13 protein-coding genes are annotated in these 18452 nt (G+C 67.7%); 1 reads left to right on the top strand and 12 read right to left on the bottom strand.

The features are described from left to right. From KBY88_RS06650 to KBY88_RS06595, 12 genes are all read right to left on the bottom strand, one after another. The coding region (locus KBY88_RS06650; RefSeq protein ID WP_254939125.1) for a beta strand repeat-containing protein at nt 1-2828 on the bottom strand (2828 nt) is incomplete at its 3' end. A 479-nt stretch (nt 2829-3307) separates the two neighbouring features. Continuing rightward, the gene (locus tag KBY88_RS06645) at nt 3308-5380 is read right to left on the bottom strand and encodes a TIGR03032 family protein (protein ID WP_254939124.1); all 2073 of its coding nucleotides are present in this window, start codon (nt 5378-5380) and stop codon (nt 3308-3310) included. Nucleotides 5381-5495: 115 nt separating this feature from the next. After that, on the bottom strand, nt 5496-7550 hold the full coding sequence (locus tag KBY88_RS06640) for an O-linked N-acetylglucosamine transferase, SPINDLY family protein (protein ID WP_254939123.1): 2055 nt from the start codon (nt 7548-7550) through the stop codon (nt 5496-5498). Between the two features lie 9 nt (nt 7551-7559). Beyond that, the gene (locus KBY88_RS06635) at nt 7560-9095 is read right to left on the bottom strand and encodes a tetratricopeptide repeat protein (protein WP_254939122.1); all 1536 of its coding nucleotides are present in this window, start codon (nt 9093-9095) and stop codon (nt 7560-7562) included. Between the two features lie 11 nt (nt 9096-9106). Next, the gene (gene gatA, locus KBY88_RS06630) at nt 9107-10567 is read right to left on the bottom strand and encodes an Asp-tRNA(Asn)/Glu-tRNA(Gln) amidotransferase subunit GatA (protein ID WP_254939121.1); all 1461 of its coding nucleotides are present in this window, start codon (nt 10565-10567) and stop codon (nt 9107-9109) included. A 33-nt stretch (nt 10568-10600) separates the two neighbouring features. Continuing rightward, on the bottom strand, nt 10601-10846 hold the full coding sequence (locus KBY88_RS06625) for a DUF1816 domain-containing protein (RefSeq protein ID WP_254939120.1): 246 nt from the start codon (nt 10844-10846) through the stop codon (nt 10601-10603). Between the two features lie 55 nt (nt 10847-10901). Next, a complete protein-coding gene (rlmB, locus tag KBY88_RS06620; protein WP_254939119.1) occupies nt 10902-12881 on the bottom strand; it encodes a 23S rRNA (guanosine(2251)-2'-O)-methyltransferase RlmB in 1980 nt (659 codons plus the stop codon). 19 nt (nt 12882-12900) lie between these two features. Next, nucleotides 12901-13287 carry a Mini-ribonuclease 3 gene (locus KBY88_RS06615; RefSeq protein WP_254939142.1) on the bottom strand — a complete coding sequence of 129 codons (387 nt, stop codon included), beginning with the start codon at nt 13285-13287 and terminating at the stop codon, nt 12901-12903. Nucleotides 13288-13351: 64 nt separating this feature from the next. Beyond that, a complete protein-coding gene (locus KBY88_RS06610; RefSeq protein ID WP_254939118.1) occupies nt 13352-13735 on the bottom strand; it encodes an STAS domain-containing protein in 384 nt (127 codons plus the stop codon). Between the two features lie 111 nt (nt 13736-13846). Continuing rightward, nucleotides 13847-15037, bottom strand: a complete 1191-nt coding sequence (carA, locus tag KBY88_RS06605) for a glutamine-hydrolyzing carbamoyl-phosphate synthase small subunit (RefSeq protein ID WP_254939117.1) — start codon at nt 15035-15037, stop codon at nt 13847-13849. A 19-nt stretch (nt 15038-15056) separates the two neighbouring features. Beyond that, nucleotides 15057-16100, bottom strand: coding sequence for an anthranilate phosphoribosyltransferase (trpD, locus tag KBY88_RS06600; protein WP_254939116.1), 1044 nt, complete (start codon nt 16098-16100; stop codon nt 15057-15059). Between the two features lie 140 nt (nt 16101-16240). After that, nucleotides 16241-16561: a DUF3288 family protein gene (locus tag KBY88_RS06595; protein WP_254939115.1), complete on the bottom strand. Its 321-nt coding sequence runs from the start codon at nt 16559-16561 to the stop codon at nt 16241-16243. 79 nt (nt 16562-16640) lie between these two features. On the opposite strand from KBY88_RS06595, the gene KBY88_RS06590 reads away from it, so the two are divergent. Beyond that, nucleotides 16641-18389 carry an ABC transporter ATP-binding protein gene (locus KBY88_RS06590; protein WP_254939114.1) on the top strand — a complete coding sequence of 583 codons (1749 nt, stop codon included), beginning with the start codon at nt 16641-16643 and terminating at the stop codon, nt 18387-18389. Nucleotides 18390-18452 lie beyond the last annotated feature (63 nt).

The raw sequence follows: 18452 nt of genomic DNA, 5'->3' as shown, positions 1-18452 counted from the left end.
CTCGCTACGCGATCGGTGAGGCCGGTTTCCAGCTGCAGGCGCGGCACCCGTGTGACCAGCACGGCTTCTGAAAAAGTGACCGTGACGTCGATCAGGGCACCGATGCCGTAGGAGCCGTTGGCATTGGAGGAGGACACACCCGTGACCGTGGGGGCTGTGGTGTCAATCACCAGGGCCCTGTTGGCACCGAGGGAGCCGGTGCTGCCGGGTGCCGTGAGGGTGAGAAGGGCACTGTTACCGAAGCCGTCTTTAATCGTGCCGCCATTGAGCGTGAGGGCATCAGCGGAGAGCTGGTCGAGATCAGCGGAACTATCACCCGCCTGAACGGTGTAAGCAAAGCTGAGGGTCTTGGTGCCGGAGCCAGCGATGAATGCGGCAAAACGATCGGTCATTCCTGTTTCCAACTGCAGCTGCGGCACACCGGTGACGAGCACAGCCTCGTTGAAGGCCACGGTGAGTTCGATGATGCTGCCGATGCCGTAGGAGCCGTCGATGGTGGTGGAGGTAACGGCTGCAACCGGTGCTGGCGCAATGTTGCGGAAGAAGGTGGAGTTACCCAGGCTGTCACCGATGTAGATATCAAGATCGCCATCGCCATCGACATCCACCAAGCAAGGGTTCGCGTAGCCGCCCGCTACAGCCGTGAGGCCAAAGGGGTTGGTGGTGGCGGCAGAGAAGGCTGGCGAGGATGAACCCAGGGTGGCGGTGTTGCGGAAGAAGAGAACATTTCCGTCGGAGTTTCCGATGAAGGCATCGAGATCGCCATCTCCATCGACATCGATCAGGCGTGGGCTGACGTAGGCTCCCGCATTGGTGAGGCCAAAGGGTATGGTTGAGGGGATTGAAAAAGCTAGGGTGGAGGAGCCAGGCGCCGCGGTGTTACGGAAGAACAGAGTATTCCCATAGTAGTTACCGATAAAGGCATCGAGATCGCCATCGCCATCAATGTCCACAAAGCTGGGATTGGCAACGTAGCCCACACTCACCAGCGCAAAGGGGTTTGTTTCGACAGCTGAGAAAACGGGCGCGGAGGCACCAGCGGCGGCGATGTTGCGAAAGAACAAAGTGTTACCGGGTTCGTTGCCGATGAGAGCATCCAGATCGCCATCACGATCAACATCAACAAAGCTGGGGCTGGCGAAGGAACCCACATCCACCAGGCCGAAGGGATTGAGGACGGGAGTCGTAAAGGCAGGCGCGGACGTACCTAGAGAAGCAGTATTACGAAAAAAAATCGTATTGCCGTTGAGATTACCAATGAACATATCAAGATCCCCGTCTCGATCGATATCAACGAGGCTTGGGTTGGCCACGCCGCCCACACTGGCCAATCCAAAGGGTTTAAGGGAGGCCTCCGAGAAGACAGGATCAAACACAAAGGCCCCGCGAGGCGCAGAGGCATCGATGACCAGAGCCTTTTGGGCGGCAAGTGATCCGGGGGAGCCTGGAGCCGCGAGGGCCAAGATGGCATGGTTACCTGCGGCATCCTTGATCGCGCCGCCATTGAGAGAAAGGGCAGCAGCGGAGAGCTGGTCGAGATCAGCGGAGGTATCACCAGCTTGAACGGTGTAAGTGAAGGTGAGGGTGGTCGTGCCAGAGCCTGAGGAATAGGTCGCGAAGCGATCAACGGAGCCGGTTTCCAGCTGCAACTGAGGCACGCCAGACACCAGTACGGCCTCGTCGAAGGCGACGGTGAGGTGGATCACGGCACCAAGACCGTAGGAACCGCTGGGGTTGACAGCGCCGACCAGCGCTACCGGTAGGGGCGCTGTGTTGCGCAAGAAGATGGTGTTGCCGAAGCCCTCACCGATGAAGGCATCAAGATCACCATCGGCATCGAAATCAACGACATTGGGACTGGCAGAGTCACCCACATCAGCCAGGCCAAAGGGATTTGTAACTGCAGCGGAGAAGGCAGGTGCACTGGCACCCACTGTGGCTGTGTTGAGAAAGAAGAAGGTATTGCCGTCTAGGTTGCCGATGAAGGCGTCGAGATCACCGTCAGCATCACTATCAAAAAAAGAGACTCTGGCAGCGGATCCCACATCCACCAGGCCAAAGGGGTTGCTGCTCACGGAGGAGAAGATCGGTACGGTGGCACCCGCTATGGCGGTGTTGCGGAAGAAGAGCGTGTTACCTAGACCATTGCCGATGAAAATATCGAGATCGCCATCGTTGTCGATATCGGCGAAGGCGGGGAAAGCATCGTCGCCCACATCCGATAACCCGAAGGGATTAATGATAGCCGCTGAGAATATGGGTGAACTAGCTCCCAGGGCTGCAGTATTGCGGAAGAAGGCTATGTTGCCGGAATTGTCACCAATGAAGGCATCGAGATCACCGTCAACATCGATATCAGCGAAGGTGGGTCTGGAGCCGAAGCCTACATCCAAGAGGCCGAAGGGGTTGCTGCTGGCTGAGGAGAAAGCCGGTATGGTGGCACCCAATGGGGCGTTGTTGCGGAAGAAGAGGGTGTTCCCCGAAAAGTTGCCGATGAAGGCATCAAGGTCACCATCGCTGTCTATGTCAACCAGAGTTGGAGTTGAGTAGGTGCCAACATCAGTAAGACCGAAGGGATTGACGCTGGCGGTACTGAACCGAGGCGCAAATTTCAAGGCCCCACGGGGCGCTGACGTGTCGCCAGCGGCCTCGACCGCCACGGCGGTGCCGGCAACGGTGATCAGCCGCTGGTCGTTCTCGCTGAGGCTTGCGGTCGAGGGTTGCTGCCCGAGCAGCAGGGCCGAGAACCTTTCGCCCTCATCACCCGGGCTGTCGGCGCGGCCATTGAGGCGAGTATCGATGGCGTGGCCCAATTCCTCCAGCAGCACCGCCTCGATCTCCGCCGCCGTGGCGTTCTGCAGCCAGCCGGCATTGAGATAAACGCGCTCGCCACCAACGGGGGCCGCAGCGGTGTAGGCGCCCCGCAGGCCCGGAAGCGCTCCGGCGGGGAGAAGCTCCAGCGCCAGCCCCAGCCCAGGGCCGAGCAGCTGCTCGCGCAGGGCGCCGGCGTTCAGGCTCCAGGTGGAGGCCTCTGTGCCCGCAGCCCCAAACACCTGGTGCAGCAGGGCGTCGTAGGCGCTGGCGTTGGAGGCCCAACCGATCAGGCGAGCTTCAAGGGAACCCAGGGCTTGCTCCAGGGCCGGCAGGGGGGAGAGCAGCCAGGAGCTGGGAAAGAGAAGCTGAGACACGGATCGCTCGTTGCTCCTGGCTTGAGCCTGAGCTGAATGAAACAACTCATACCTTTTCACAAGCAGCCAATTTTCGCTGTTGAGCCAGGCAAGAAGTAACGGAGAAAAGACTGAAAGAGCTAGCCATTGGACGTTGTTGGCAGCGCAAAAATGCTGCATCGGGATTCACCGATGCCGCTCAGGTGTTCGCCCAGATGCCGGCGCAGAAAACGAAGCATGGCCGTGTTCCTGGCGTCGATCGCAGCCCGGGCCCTGGGAATCCCAGCGCCGTGTTGGCGTCGAAAGGCCTCCGCCAGCAGGGCGGGGGCCTGGCCACGCTGGCGGTGGGCCGGGGCCACAAACAGGCTGGAGTAGCGCAGGCTGAGCGGATCGGTGCGATGGGCGATCACCCAGCCCACCAGTTCTTCGCCGTGGCGAAGCCCCAGGCAAACACTGGCTTCAAGACCCTCCATCGACTCCGGTGGCAGCAACTCCGCTGGGACCCCCAGCTGACGCGCGCGGCCGAGATCAGTCCTGGTGGCCTCGCCCCAGGGGAAGATCCGATGGGGGTCCTTGAGGGGATAGCGCTTGGCCCAGGGAACGGCCGCGAGCGATTCGCTGACAGCCTGAATCAGCACGAAATCGACGCTGGGGCTGCTCCAACCGAGCCGGGCCAGGATCGGCTCCAGAGCGGCGGTGGTGAGCGCGGACGCCTGGTAGCGCACCTGAAGCGGCAAGAGGTCTTCCTGACCCAGGAAGCTCTGCAGGTGGCTCAGCAGCCGTGTACCGATGCCCCGGCGGCGGTGCTCAGCCGCCACCATCAGCGAGCAGAGGCGTGATCCACCCCTGGGGAGCCGTTCAGCGATCGCCAGGCCCACCATCGTGCCGCTGGCCATGGCGGAGACCCCCAGCAATTCGCCGGCCAGGGCCGCCAGGCCGGGGGATCCCGGCGCCAGGGAGGGGAAGGTGAGGGAGGAATAGGGGACGAGGGTGGTGGGGGTGAGCTGAAACACGCGCTGATAGCGCAGCGGCTCCTCCGATGGCTGCTCGGATGGCAGCTGCGAAGACCCCCGGGGCGAGCGGCTGGCGCTCTGGGGCTCCGGCAGGCCGAACAGCGGCGGCGCCTCCGCCTGGTGGGGGTGGCCGCTAGGGGCCTTGGGCCGCACGGTCACCAGCGGATCGTGGCCCGGGAGTTTGACCACGCAGCTGATGTCCTCCCCCTGCAGTCCAAGGGCCCGGGGCTGCCGCACCCCCGGCAGGGCCACCACATCGAACAACTCGTCGATCGGTTCGGGCAGATCAAGGCTGTGCAGGATCTCTCCACTGGCGAGATCGATCACCCGCAGGCCGCAACAGCCGCCGGCGTGGCCTTCCTGGGCGAGCCGCTCCTCCAGGGGCAGACCTGTGAACTGGGGCGAACGAAGCTTGGAGAGGCCCACAACGACATTGCTGCGGCCCACGAAGGCCAGGCCGCGCGCGAAGCCCGGCAGGGAGCAGAGGGGCCAGAAACGGGCTCCCTCCAGCCAGCCCAGTTCGCCGGTGCCGGAGTTGAGCAGCCAGAGGCGGCCGTCGTGCCAGCGGGGGGAGTGGGGCATCGACAGCCCCGTGGCCACCACCGAGCAGCTGGGCACATGCACCACCACACCACCGCCATGGCGTTGATCCCGCCAGCCGGCGGAGCGGCCGTTCTGGCCACAGGCGCTGGCCCAGGTGGGCTCACCGTTCTGGAGGGCGAGGCCGTTGAGGTGGCAGCGATCATCGGCGGACAGGGCGTCGACGAAGGGGGGTTGCCAGATGGGCACAAAGCTGCAGCCGGGGGCCAGCCTGGCCAGGCAGCTGAAAGCCGTGTTCACGAACAGCGGCTCTCCCCCTGCGGTGAGCACGATCTCGTGGGCGTTGACATCGCCGGTGGTGAAGGCGGCGGCGGGCACGTAGAGGCGATCACCGCCCTCATGGATCTGGCCTGGGGCGAGCAGGTTGTCGAGGCGCCAGATCTGGGTGCGGGTCGCCATCCACAGCGAGGCGCCGGCATCGAAAAGACCCATGGGCCGATCGAAGAGGCGCTCGTGCAGGCGCAGTTCACCCGCCTGGTTCACGCCAAGGAACAGCAGCCTGTTGGCGCGGTAGGTGGAGAAGGCGAGCGCCACCTGATGCTCCTGCAGCCAGTTGGCCAGTCCCGGCGAGGCGGGGATGGGGCCGGTGGGCTTGGTCATGGAGGTCTGTGGCGTCGCTGACAGGACTGCAGAAGGCCTGCGGAGAAGCCCGTGGCTGAGAAGGCACGGGCTGTGGATGGCAGGGCGCCGAAGTCACAGACCTGATCCCACTGTGTCAGCTGGGGGCCGCATCAGTGGCCTGGCCTTGCTCGCCTACCACCTGAAGCAGCAGGGTTTCCAGATGTCCCACCCAGGCGGCGGTGTCGAACAGGGGCAAGGGAACGCGTGGGTCGAGCAGGTGGCGCCGCAGCCGGGCGAGCTCCGCGGGCCGCTGCCCCAGGGCGATCGCCATCTCTTTGTAAGTGTCGGGTGTCGGGGCGATCAGCTCCTCCAGGCCCACGGCGGCACAGAGGCTGGCCCCCATGCGGGAAGCGAAGGTATCACCGGGGCAGGTGAGCAGGGGCAGGCCCGCCTGCAGGGCCGCGACGCCGGTGGCGCCGGCGCCGTAGAGCCCCGTGTCGAGGAAGAGATCGGCCAGCCCACAGAGGGTGGCGAAATCAGCCGTGGCCACCTTGGCAGTGAACACCAGCCGAGTGGGATCCACCCCTGCGGCCTCGGCCCGCTGGAGCAGCCGCCCACGGGCCCGCGGGTGCTCCAGCGCCAGCCAGAGCACCGAACCCGGCGCCCCGCGCAGGATGTCCAGCCAGCGATCGAAGCTGGGGGGATCGATCTTCTCGGCCCGGTTGAAGCAGGCGTACACCACACCTCGTTCCGGCAGGCCGCAGGACCGGCGGGTCAGGGGTGCTGGGGCGCGGGCAGGTTCATCGGGGGCGTGCATCGTGGCGTCCTCGGCTCCAGGGGGCGGCGGCGAGCTCACGAACCCCCAGGGCAGGCGCAGCACGCGTTCGACGTAGCCGTGCTCACGCCCGGGGGGAATCAGCCAGTGGTCGGCGATCACCCCATCGATGAAGTCAGCGCCCATCGAGCCGGGGAACCCCAGATACAGCAGCTGCACCGGGGCTGGCCGCAGGGCCAGGGCCGCCGGCCGGCCGTGGTGGGTATGCCCCATCAGATCAATCAGCACATCGAGGCCATCGGCGCGGATCCGCTCGGCGATGGCCTCTGTGTCGCCGCTCGCGAGGGTGATGAAGTGATCCGCACCCCGCCGCACCGAATGGGTGTAAGCGTCGTCGAGATCGGCGAGGGCATAGGCGTACACCTCAAATCGCGAACGGTCGTGGTGGGCGAAGAGGCCATGGATCAAGTTGCCCATGGCGTGGTTGCGGAAGTCGGCCGAGAGGTAGCCGACGCGGATCCGCTGCAAGCCCATGCGGGCGGGCGGCGGTGACAGGTTCCGCGAGGCCATCGCCGCGCTGTATTGAGACGACCACTGCCTGGCCAGCCGGAGTTGCAGGCTTGGAGGCAGGGGAAAGCAGAGCAGCCTTAGCGGTGAGAGCAGCGCCACACCCACGCGGTCGCCATGGGAGTCCAGTCGTTCGCGCAGGTGCGCCATGCGCATCGGGTAGTCGTTCCAGTCGCAGAGACACAGGCGGAGGTGCTCCAGCAGGAGCACCTCCGCGGTGGCGTCGGGGTCGAGGGCCAGGGCGCGTTGGTGGGCCTCGATCGCCGCCTCCGGTTCCCCCAGGGCTTCCAGGGCCTGGCCCAGGCCGGAGAGGGCCTGGCGGTGTTCAGGTTGGCGAAGGATCAGCCGCTCGTAGCAACGCCGCGCGGCCTCGAAACGCCCGAGGAAGAGCAGCAGACCGCCCAGGTTCAGGAGGACATCCGGGTCATGGCGCCCCAGCCGCAGCCGGCAGCGGAGCACCTCGACCGCTTCGTCGTGCCGCTGTCGCCGGTTCAGAAGGTTGGCCAGGACCACCAGGTTGTCAGCGGCGACCTGGATGGTTCGATCGATCCCCAGGGCGCGCTGGTAAGCGGAGCTGGCGCCATCCAGGTCGCCCCGGAGCTGGAGGAGGACGCCACGGTTGCAGTGGGCGCGGGCGTTGGTCGGCTGGCTGGCCAGCAGTTGGTCGAGCAGAGCGAGGGCGCCATGGGGATCGCCCAGGCGTTGGCGCACATTGGCCAGTTGCAGCAAGGCGGGCCCGTGGCCCGGCGTCAGCTCCAGCAGTTCCCTGTAGGCCCGTTCGGCGGCCACCCCATCGCCGGCCCTCTCCAGCTCCCGGGCCTCTCGAAAACGCGCCCTGAGGGCAGTGGGATCCTCAGTCGGTGCCATCGACCGGTTTTACTCCAGGTCGTCGCCGCTGGAACCACCACGCCAGCTGGCCTCGTCCCGCAGCAGATCAGCCCGGCTGGATTCGTCGGGCGGCAGGGGTGGATTGCGCTCTGCTGCCAGACCTCGGTAGTGGGCGGCGGCCTGGTGGTGCAGCCGGGCCAGGCTGCGCAGGGGCCGGGACATCAAGGGATCCAGCTGGGTGGAGCGCTCCAGGGCCGAGCGGGCTTCCTCCCAGCGGCCCAGTTGCCGCAAGCCTTCGCCCAGGAGGGCGTGGGCGTGGGCATCGCTGGGATCGAGCCGCGCCGCCTCAGCACAATGGTGGACAGCCTGGGCCACCGCCCCCGCCTGAAGGGCCTCGACTCCGGCAGCCAGATTGTGCTCCGCAGGGCAGGTCAGTGGCATCCGCCAGTGCTGAGGGCCCACGGCCTGCCAGCCGGGCAGGGATGAAAGCGGTGGTCGGACCTGCTGGCGCAGCCGCTCCAGCAGGGGCTCCGCCTGCGCTGGTGCGTTCAGGGGGCGGGTCTCCCGCGCCAGAGTGCGGTAGAAGCTCAGGCGCCGCGCCACATGGTTGTCGAGACGCCGCTCCCGGCTCACCTGCTCATAGGCCGCTGTGGCGGTTCGCTGCCGCAGGGCCGCATCGGCGACGAGCAGGTCCAGGTGGCGCACCATGGCCCCGTCGTCGTCAAACAGGAAGCCGGTCACACCATCGCGCACGGCCCCATAGGGATCCAGTCGCTGCAGGACCGGCACCACCCCCCTGGAGGCGTACTCCAGCCACTTCACATCGGAGCGGCAGCGGTTGTACGCGGTGGGCTGAAGCGGCGCCAGGCCGATGTCGAGGCCCGCCAACCAGTCCAGATAGTGCTGCAGGGAACCGGCGCGAAGGAAGCGGAAGCGTTCGGGCGGGGCGGCGGCGAACAAGGCCCCCAGGGCCGGGTCGCCCATGATCTCCAGCCGGGCCCGGGGCTGGCGCTGCAGCCACCGGCACAGGGCCGGCGCCACGGCCTCCATGTCACCCAGATGCCCGATCGAGCCGCCCCAGCCCACCACCACCGAATCCGCGGCCCCTGGGCTGCGGGGCAGGGGCAACGCGGCCAGCTGGTTCTCGAACACCACCAGGCGCTCGGCTCGTCCAGACAGCCGCTGCGCCAGCGCTGGGGTTGACACCTGGGTGGCGTCACTGCGGGCCATCAGGGCCTCGAACAAGCGCCGGGCGCGCGGATCCGCCCAGCTGCGGTGCACGGGGTTCCAGGGCTGGACATCTGGGAGGTAGTCGTTGATCTCACAGACGGTGGGCCTACCGAGCAGGTGGCGCTGATGGATCAGGCGCAGCGCCTCGATGTCGAAGGTCATGGTCAGCACCAGCACGTCGGCGGCCAGGGCGGCGGCATCACGCTGGCGGGCCAGGGGGTGAACCTCATAGACGGCTACATCGCTCTGGCGGGCCATGGCAGCGGCCGGCTGATGGGAGCGGTAGACGTTGTCGCCGATGTCGCCGAAGCTGGCCACCTGAACCAGCTGCAGGGGGGGCCGCTGGGCCGGCATCGTTGAATCCCTCAGGGGATCAGGGGGGCCTCAGGGCGACGCTCCATCACGGCGGCTGCCCGTTCGTAGTGATGGGCCACCTGGAGAAGGCGCTCCTCCTGCAGCACCCCCGTGATCAGCTGCACCCCAATCGGCAGACCCCCGCCATCGAAGCCACAGGGGAGGCTGATGGCGGGCAGACCGGCCAGGTTGGCGGGAATCGTCAGCAGGTCGGCCAGATACATGGCCAGGGGGTCATCGGCGTGGTCACCGCCACGGAAGGCGGTGGTGGGGGAGGTGGGGGTGAGCAGCACATCCACCCGCTCGAAGGCCGCATCAAAATCCCGCCGAATCAGGGTGCGCACCTGCTGGGCTTTCTTGTAGTAGGCGTCCACATAGCCCGCTGAGAGGGCATAGGTGCCGATCAGGATGCGGCGCTGCACCTCATCGCCAAAACCCTCGACGCGGCTGCGGGCGGTCATCGCCGCCAGGCTGGGCTCCCCTTCACTGCGCAGGCCGTACTTGACCCCGTCGTAGCGGGCGAGGTTGGCGGAGGCCTCCGAAGGGGCAATCACGTAGTAAGTGGCGATGCCGTCGTTGAAACGGGGGCAGCTCACATCGACGAGCTCGCAGCCCAGGGCCTGGAGCTGATCTGCGGCCGCCAGCACTGAAGCGGCCACCTGGGGATCCAGGCCCTCCTGGTCGAAGCATTCACGAATCAGGCCCACCCGCAGGCCGGCAACGGGCTGCTCGAGGGCGGCCCGGTAATCGGGCACGGGCACATTCAGGCAGGTGGAGTCGCGGGGATCAGGCCCGGCGATCACCTGCAGCAGCTCGGCCGCGTCGGCCACGCTGGTGGTGAACGGGCCCACCTGATCGAGGGAACTGGCGAAGGCCACCAGCCCCCAACGGCTGACACGGCCGTAGGTGGGCTTGAGGCCCACCACGCCACAGAAGGAGGCGGGTTGGCGGATCGAGCCGCCGGTGTCGGAGCCCAGGGCAGCCAGAGATTCCCCAGAGGCCACGGCGGCGGCACTGCCACCGGAGCTGCCACCGGGCACCCGCTCCAGATCCCAGGGGTTGCGGGTGGCCCCGAAGGCGCTGGTCTCGGTGGAGCTGCCCATGGCGAACTCATCGAGGTTGGTCTTGCCGAGCAAGACCCCGCCCGCCTGCCACAACCGCTCGGTGACGGTGGATTCATAGGGCGGCACAAAGTGCTCCAGCATCCGACTGGAGCAGGTGGTGACCACCCCTTTGGTGCAGAGGTTGTCCTTGATGGCGAGGGGAAGGCCCGCCAGCGGTGGCAAGGGTTCGCCGGCGGCGCGGCTGGTGTCGATGCGGTCGGCATCGGCACGGGCCCGGTCCGCCGTCACGGTCAGGAAGGCGTGCAGGCTGGGATCGATGGCGGCGATCCGGTTCAGGTGATGGTCCGTGAGTTCGCGGGCGGAGATCTCACCCCGCTCCAGCTGGCCACGCCACTCCGTGATCCCCATCAACCTTCAATCCTTCTCTGGGCCGACGCTAGTTCAGGGCGTCCCGTCGACCGTGAGCGGCTCAGAGCGAGCGATGCGCAGCACCTCATGCTCAACGAAGCCGGGGCCTTCACTCTCCACGTCCGCCAGGAAGGTGGGCAGGGCCTGTTCCAACTCGCTGCGACGCAGGTAGGGACCGAACCAGTAGGTGACCTCGGGGGAACGGGTGTGAATCCGCGCCCACCAGGCCAGCCCCAGTCCATTGGCGAGGTTGCGGATAGGCCACAGGAGGGAAGACATCGCAGCTCGCAAGGTGGGGCCATTCTGGGGTTTGACCGCCCCTTCAGGGCATGGTTCAGACGCGGATGTCCTGACCTGGCCCCGTGCCCGGGTCGGTGGGCAGAGTGGCCGACCAGGGGTCGGGAACCCCGGAGGCCGCCCTTCCGGAGGCCCCATTCGTGCTCTCCCCATCGCTTGGTGGTTCGGTGGCCAGCGGCTCAGGCTGTGGCACCGCTGAAGACGTCGCTGGCCCATCGGCATCGGCTGCGCTGAAGTGGGAGTCGCTGGAATCCGAGGCGCCGGCCCCTGGAGCCGCTGGATCGGTTCGCGGGAGTTCGGCCAGTGCGAGCATCGCTGCGGTGGGATCGGCGGCCGGCGGCGCTGGGTGGGCGGCGGGGCTGGTGCGCAGCTGGGGACGGCGCAGCCGGGGGGCAGGAGCAGAGCCGGTGATCCGGCTCATCCAGCCCCTGCGGGCCAGCTCATAGAGCAGCAGGGCCGTGGCCACGGAGGCATTCAGGCTGGGGGTGACCCCGCGCAGGGGGATCCGGACCAACTGATCGCAGTGCTTGCGCGTGAGCATCGACAGCCCGTCGCCCTCGGAGCCCGTCACGAGCACCAGGGGGCCATCGAGATCCGCCTCGATCAGGCTGACGCTGCCCTCCTCCGCCAGACCGATCACCCGGTAGCCCTCCTGCTTGAGGGTGTCGAGGGAGCGGTTGAGGTTCACCACCCGGGCCACCGGCAGGTGCTCCAACGCCCCGGCCGCCACCTTGGCGACCGAACCGGTGAGGCCAGCCGTGCGGCGCTGGGGCAGGACGAGGCCGTGGGCCCCAAGGGCTTCGGCACTGCGCACGATGGCCCCCAGGTTGTGGGGATCCGTCAGGCCATCGACGGCCATGAGCAACGCTGGCTCCTCCAGGGAACGGCACCCTGCGATCAGGTCATCGAGGTCGAAGGTTTCAGCGGCGGCGGTCTGCAGCACGATCCCCTGGTGCACGGCACCGCCGGTGACCTGACCCAGCCGGGCCCAGGTCACCTCCTCCACCAGCACACCTGAGGCCTTGGCCTCGCGCAGCAGCTGCAGGAACTTGGGGCTGAAGCGAAGCTCAGGCGTGCACCAGATGCGGTGGATGGGTCGCTCCGACTCCAGCGCCGCCTGAGCTGGATGACGCCCCCAGATCAGGTCGTCAGCGGGCTCGGCGCCGAAGCGATCGGAACCCGAGGGCCCCTCGGCACCGCTGGCGGCAGGCAGCGGGGATGTCTGGTCGAAACGTTCCGGCCTGGCATCAAAGCTACGGTCGGGGCCCCGGCTGGGGCTACGGCCGAAGCTGCGGCCGGCATTGCGATCTGGCGCCCGTCCCGCGCGGGCGCCGAAGGGCCGCTCGCCTCCGGGGCGCCCATCGGCCCCACGACCTTCTGAACGCCCACCTCCGCTGCGGCCTCCCAAGGGACGGGTACCCAAGGGACGCCCTCCGCTGGGCCGTGCACCAAAGGAGCGGGCACCGTCCCCCCAGGCTCCCGCCTCCCGCCGTTCATCGGCTGGGCCCGCCTCGAATCGGCGGCCCTGGGGCTTCTCACCGTAGGGACGGTCTCCATAGGCCCGATCCCCACCGGGGCGACGGCCGAGGGGACGGTCCGCTCCAGCGCCGAAGCGCTCGGGCCGGGGTGCCTTGAAACGATCCCCGCCGGGCCGGCCCTGGGGGCGACGATCCTCATCGCCCCTGCCTTCATAGCCGCGCGCCTCATAGGGACGGCCCTCACTCCGGCGACCCTCGAATCGCCGGGGCTCGTAACGGCTCCCCTCGGGCCTTGGCCCGTCACGGCGGCTTGCACCGGGCCGCTCTGAGCCGCCCCGCTCGCCACGGGCCGCTCCGCCCCATTCACTCCCTCGCTCCCCATCCCCGCGCCATTCAGGCTTGGGGCCCCGGAAGGCACCACCCTGTCGGGGGGCCCCGTAACGCGAGGCACCCGGGCGAGAGGGCTTGGCTCCGCGCTCACCGTCGCCAGGGGAGCCCGCCCCGGAACCCTTGTCCCGACGGATGAATTTAGGGCTCATGGCAGAAACGGGCGAAGGTCTATGGGTCGGTCTCATCCAGTCGATCCAGCAGCTGAGCGAGCCGGTTCGGGTTCTGCAGAAAGAGCCAGCCCACCATTGTCTCAAATCCCGTTGCCCTGCCATAAATCCCGGCCTCCCCCTTGCGGGGACCCTGACCGGCGCGGTTACGACCCCGCCGCACCCACTCCAGCTCCGGCCCATTGAGCAAGGGTTCGAGGCGCTCCAGAGCGGCGGCCTGGGCCGGGGCGCGTACCTGGCTGACCACAGCGGCATGAAGTTCCTGCACCCGACCTGGGCGTTGGCAGCGGCGCAGCCGCTGGTGCAATTCCCAGACCGCATCCCCCAGCCAGGCCAGTTGCAGCGGGGAGAGCTGATCGGCCGGGCAGAGCAAACGGGCGCGCTCCAACCAGGCCTCCGCAGGATCGAGACCAGAGTCAGGGGCGAACTTCTGGGCGGTGGACCCGGGCGGCTCAGGCGGCGGCGAGGGAGCCAATCGCCGTCTCCAGATCGGGCTGCAGGTGCAGGAAGCTCTCCAGCCGCACCAGTTTCACGGTCTGCACCACCCGGGCATTGCCCACCACCTGGAATTGCACCTTGGCCTCATTGCATTGTTTGGCCAACTGCACCAGGGCCCCGAGGCCGGAGGAATCGATGAAGTCGATGCGGCTCAGATCAATCACCACCGCCAGGGACTTGCCTTGACGGTGCTCGACGATGAACTCCAGAAACTGCTTCTCGGAGTAAGCGTCGAGCTGGCCGGTGAACCGAAAGAGCAGATGGGAGGCCGCCGGCTCGAAGCCACCGCGAAGGGAGACCGTCAGTCGCTGCAGATCCGTGATCGGTCCAGCCCTCAAACGTCACAAGCGTCAGAAGTGTAGAGATCTCTTCGGCCCGTGGAACCGTGCTGAACCGATGGCAACGAAGCGAGCTGGGCCCTGGGCTCTTCGCCCTCAGCCGGTGGGGTCTCAGGTGGTGCGGCGCTCGGCCATCAGGGCCACGAACCGGCCGAAGTGGTGATCGGCATCATGGGGGCCAGGGCTGGCCTCCGGGTGGTACTGCACCCCGAACACCGGCCGTTGGCGGTGGGCCAGGGCAGCCACGGTGCGGTCGTTGAGGTTGATATGGGTGACCTCCACCTGGTCGGGCGGCAGGGAGGAACCATCGATCGCGAAGCCGTGGTTCTGGCTGGTGATCTCCACCAGGCCGCTGCCGCCGCAGGGGTGGTTGAGACCCCGGTGGCCAAAGGTCAATTTGAAGGTGCGCCCCCCCAGGGCCAGCCCCAGGATCTGGTGACCCAGGCAGATGCCGAACACGGGCAGGTTCTGCTGCTGCAGCAGCCCCCGGGCCAGGGTGATACCGGAGCTGACCGCCGCCGGATCACCGGGGCCGTTGGAGAGGAAGACGCCTTCCGGTTCCTGGGCCAGCACCGCGGCCAGGTCGCTGCCCGCCGGCAGCACGGTGACGGCACAGCCATGGGCCACCAGGCGCTCGAGGATCGCCCGTTTGATGCCGAAATCGATCGCCACCACCCGGAAAGGGCGTTCTGGACGAGCTTGCAGGCGCTGGTCGAAGCCGGCCGGGCAGAGCGTCTCCCACCCGTAGGGCTGCTCCGTGCTCACGCGCTCGGCCAGGTTGAGGCCCTCCATCGAGGGGGCCCGGCGCACCTGCTCCAACAGCGTCACCGCCTCCGTGCCATCGCTGCTGATGGCTCCATTGATGGAGCCGCCGTCGCGCAGATGACGCACCAGGGCGCGGGTGTCCACCCCGGCGATGCCCACCACCCCCTCGGCTTTCAGCCACGGGTCAAGATCCCCGCGCTGGCGCCAGCTGCTGGCCACAGGGGAAAGCTGACGGGCGATCACGCCACGGATGGAGGCATGGTCGGCCTCCTGATCCTCGGGATTGACCCCGGTGTTGCCCAGTTCCGGGTAGGTGAAGGTCACCAGCTGGCCGGCGTAGCTGGGGTCGGTCATGACCTCCTGGTAGCCACTCATGCCCGTGTTGAACACCACCTCCCCGAGGGCGGTGCCCACCGCCCCGAAGCCCGTGCCCCGCAGCACCAGTCCATCGGCCAGGACCAGCACGGCCGGGCGAGGAGCGGAATTCCTTCGCGGATCCGCGGTCGAGGGGGACGGCACGGAGGCGGTCAACGGCATCGAAAGCACGGCCCCGCGATCATCCCTCAGCGCCTGGATCCAGGGCTGTCCGTAGCTTGACCAGGCGACCCCAGGCCGCACCGGAAGCCAGGGCCTCCCGGGCCACCGGCAGGGACTCCGCCACCGAATCGAACTGACCGGCGGCCCAGAGCACCAGGGCGGTGTTGAGGGCCACCACCTCACGTTGGGCCTGGCTTCCACCACCCTTCAGCACCGTTTCGAGAATCGCCTGATTGGTGGCCAGATCACCGCCCAGAAGCGCTGCGGCAGGGGCCTTGACAAGGCCCAGCTCCTCCGGATCAAGCTGGCCTGCGCTGATGCGCTCGCCCTCCACGAGGCGCAGCTCACTGACCCCCGAAAGACTGGCCTCATCGAGCCCGCCGTGGCCATGGACCACCACAGCGCGGCGCAGACCCAGGCGGGCCAGCGCGTCGGCCATCGGATCGAGCAAGTCGGCGCGCGCCACCCCCAGCACCTGGGCCTCGGGTCGCAGGGGGTTGACCAGGGGGCCCAACAGGTTGAAGACCGTGCGCACCCCGAGGGTGCGGCGCAGGGGGGCCAGACCCACCAGGGCCGGATGCCAGCCGGGGGCAAACAGGAACGTGACACCGGCCCTGGGCAGGGCGGCGATCACCTGGGGCGCCGCAGCCTTGAGGTTGAGCCCGAGGGCTTCGAGTACATCGGCCGAGCCCACCTGGCCGCTGGCACTGCGGTTGCCGTGCTTGGCCACCGACGCTCCGCAGGCGGCGGCGGTGAAGGCCACGGCGGTGGATATGTTGAAACTGCCGGCTCCGTCCCCCCCGGTGCCGCAGGTGTCCACCAGGGGGAGATCGGGCCGCTCGACAGGAAGGGAACAGGCCTGACGCAGCACCTGGGCCATCGCCGCCAACTCCTCACCGCTGGCCCCCTTGGCCCGCAGGGCCGCCAAGAACGCCCCGGTGAGCACGGGCTCGATGCGCTCCTCGAGCCAACCGGCCATCAGCGCCGAAGCCTGCTCTCCATTGAGTGGGCGACCCTGCACCAAGATTTCCAGAAGGGCAGGCCAGGCGTTCGTTTCAGCCATCCGGGGGCAATCGCTTGCGGTGGGCGCTCAGAAAAAAGCCCGGGTGCAGGGCACGCCGGGCCAGGTGATGGGGACAACTCCACTATCACCTGAAGCGGGCCGTTCTGGCGAACACAGCGGCGGGTGTTCGTAAGACAGGCTCAGCTGGTCCCCTGGTCAGCGGTATCGAAACCGGAGCCCACCGGTTCCTGCTGGGCCTGGGCCCCGGGCCGATGTCCCGCGGCCCAGATGGCCCGGGTGCGCCCATGCAACTGGGCACGCTCGAGGCCCCACAGGCGCAGGGTCTTGACCAGGTCGGTCTGCAGATCATGGGCGCCGGGAAAGCCCTCGTAGCGCATCGCCAGCCGGGCCAGATCCACCAGGTCCTGGTCCGTCGGCACGGTCACGGCCAACAGCCGGTCCACCAGGTCCCGGTCGGTGGCATAGAGAGGGTGGGCCTGGAGGACGTCGGTCTCAGCCATCACGGCGGGCCCTGCCCGAATTGAACGGCCCTCAGCATGGCCGCGGGATCCGTAGGTTGGTGGATTGCCGCCCGATCCCATGGCCGCCCTGCGCATCGGCCTGCTCTGGAGTTACCTCAGACCCCACCGCCGGCAGCTGCTGATCGGCGTGGTGGCGCTGCTGGTGGTGAACCTGATCAGCGTGGCGATTCCCTTGATGGTGCGCAACGCCATCGATGGTCTTCACGTGGGCTTCGCCCTGGGCGACGTGCTGAGGCAGGCCGCCCTGATCGTGCTGGTGGCCACGGTGATGGGGGCGGCACGTCTCTACTCACGCCTGGTGGTCTTCGGTGTTGGTCGCCAGGTGGAGGTGAGCCTGCGCCAGCGGATCTTCGATCACATGCTTCGCCAGGAACCTGGCTGGGTGCAGACCACGGGCAGTGGTGAGGTGATCAGCCGGGCCACCAGCGATGTGGAGAACGTGCGCCGGCTCCTGGGCTTTGCCGTCCTCAGCCTCAGCAACACCGCCCTGGCCTACGCCTTCACCCTGCCGGCGATGCTGCTGATCGACCCCTGGCTGAGCCTGGCGGCCCTGGCCATCTACCCCGTGATGCTGATGTCGGTGCGCCTGTTCGGCGGCCGGATGATGGGCCAGCAACGGCGCCAGCAGGAGGCCCTCGCCCAGCTGAGTGACCTGATCCAGGAAGACCTCTCCGGCATCAGCGCGATCAAGATCTACGGCCAGGAGGCCACCGAGGAGAAGGCCTTCGCCGAGCGCAACGGCCGCTATCGCGATGCGGCCCTGGGGCTTGCGCGCACGCGCAGCACCCTCTTCCCCCTGTTGGAGGGCATCTCTGCCCTCAGCCTGCTGCTGCTGCTGGCCCTGGGCAGCGGCCAGTTGGAGAGCGGGCGGCTCAGCATCGGCAACCTGGTGGCGCTGATCCTCTACGTCGAGCGGTTGGTGTTCCCCACCGCCCTGCTGGGCTTCACCCTCAACACCTTCCAGACCGGCCAGGTGAGCCTGGAGCGGGTTCAAAACCTGCTCAGCCGCCAGCCGAGCGTGCAATCGAGCCCGACGCCTGTGCCTGCCAACCCCCAAGGCAAAGGGGTGCTGGAGGCGAAACACCTCTCGGTGCGCTACCCGGACTCAAACCACCCGACCTTGGTGGATGTGAGTTTCAGTCTCCAGCCCGGCGAGTTGGTGGCGGTGGTAGGTCCCGTGGGCTGCGGCAAGACCACCCTGGCCCGGGCCCTGGGGCGCATGGTGGAGGTGGACGCGGGCCAGCTCTTCCTCGACGGGGTCGATGTGACCGATCTGTCCCTGGACGACCTGCGCCGCCGGGTGGCGCTGGTGCCCCAGGAGGGTTATCTATTCACCGCCACCCTGGCGGACAACCTGCGCTACGGAGATCCCCAGGCGGGCCAAGCCCGGGTGGAGCAGGCCGCCCAGGACGCCCGGCTGGAGGGCGACATCAAGGGTTTCCCCGACGGCTACGCGACCCTTGTCGGGGAACGCGGCATCACCCTCAGTGGCGGCCAGCGTCAACGCACGGCCCTGGGCCGCGCTCTCCTGGTGCGCTCGCCGTTGCTGGTGCTCGATGACGCCCTCGCCAGCGTCGACAACAACACCGCCGCGGAGATCCTCCAGTCGGTGCGTTCCCAGCAGGGGCGCACGATTCTGATGATCAGCCATCAGCTTTCGGCCGCGGCCGCCTGTGACCGCATCCTGGTGCTGGAAGAGGGGCGGTTGGTGCAGCAGGGGCACCACGACGCGCTCGTGGGCGTGCCGGGCACCTACCGGCGGCTGTGGGAACGGCAGGAGGCCGAGCAACAGCTCCAGGCTGTCTAGCTGCAGGCGATCCATGGCGCTGGACTGGCGATGGACGATGGGGGCCTGGGGTTTTTCCTAGGC

This window comes from Cyanobium sp. Morenito 9A2, assembly GCF_024345575.1.
Classification (GTDB): Bacteria; Cyanobacteriota; Cyanobacteriia; order PCC-6307; family Cyanobiaceae; genus ATX-6F1.
Note: the sequence above shows the minus strand (reverse complement) of the source record. Positions and strands in the feature narration are given on the sequence as shown.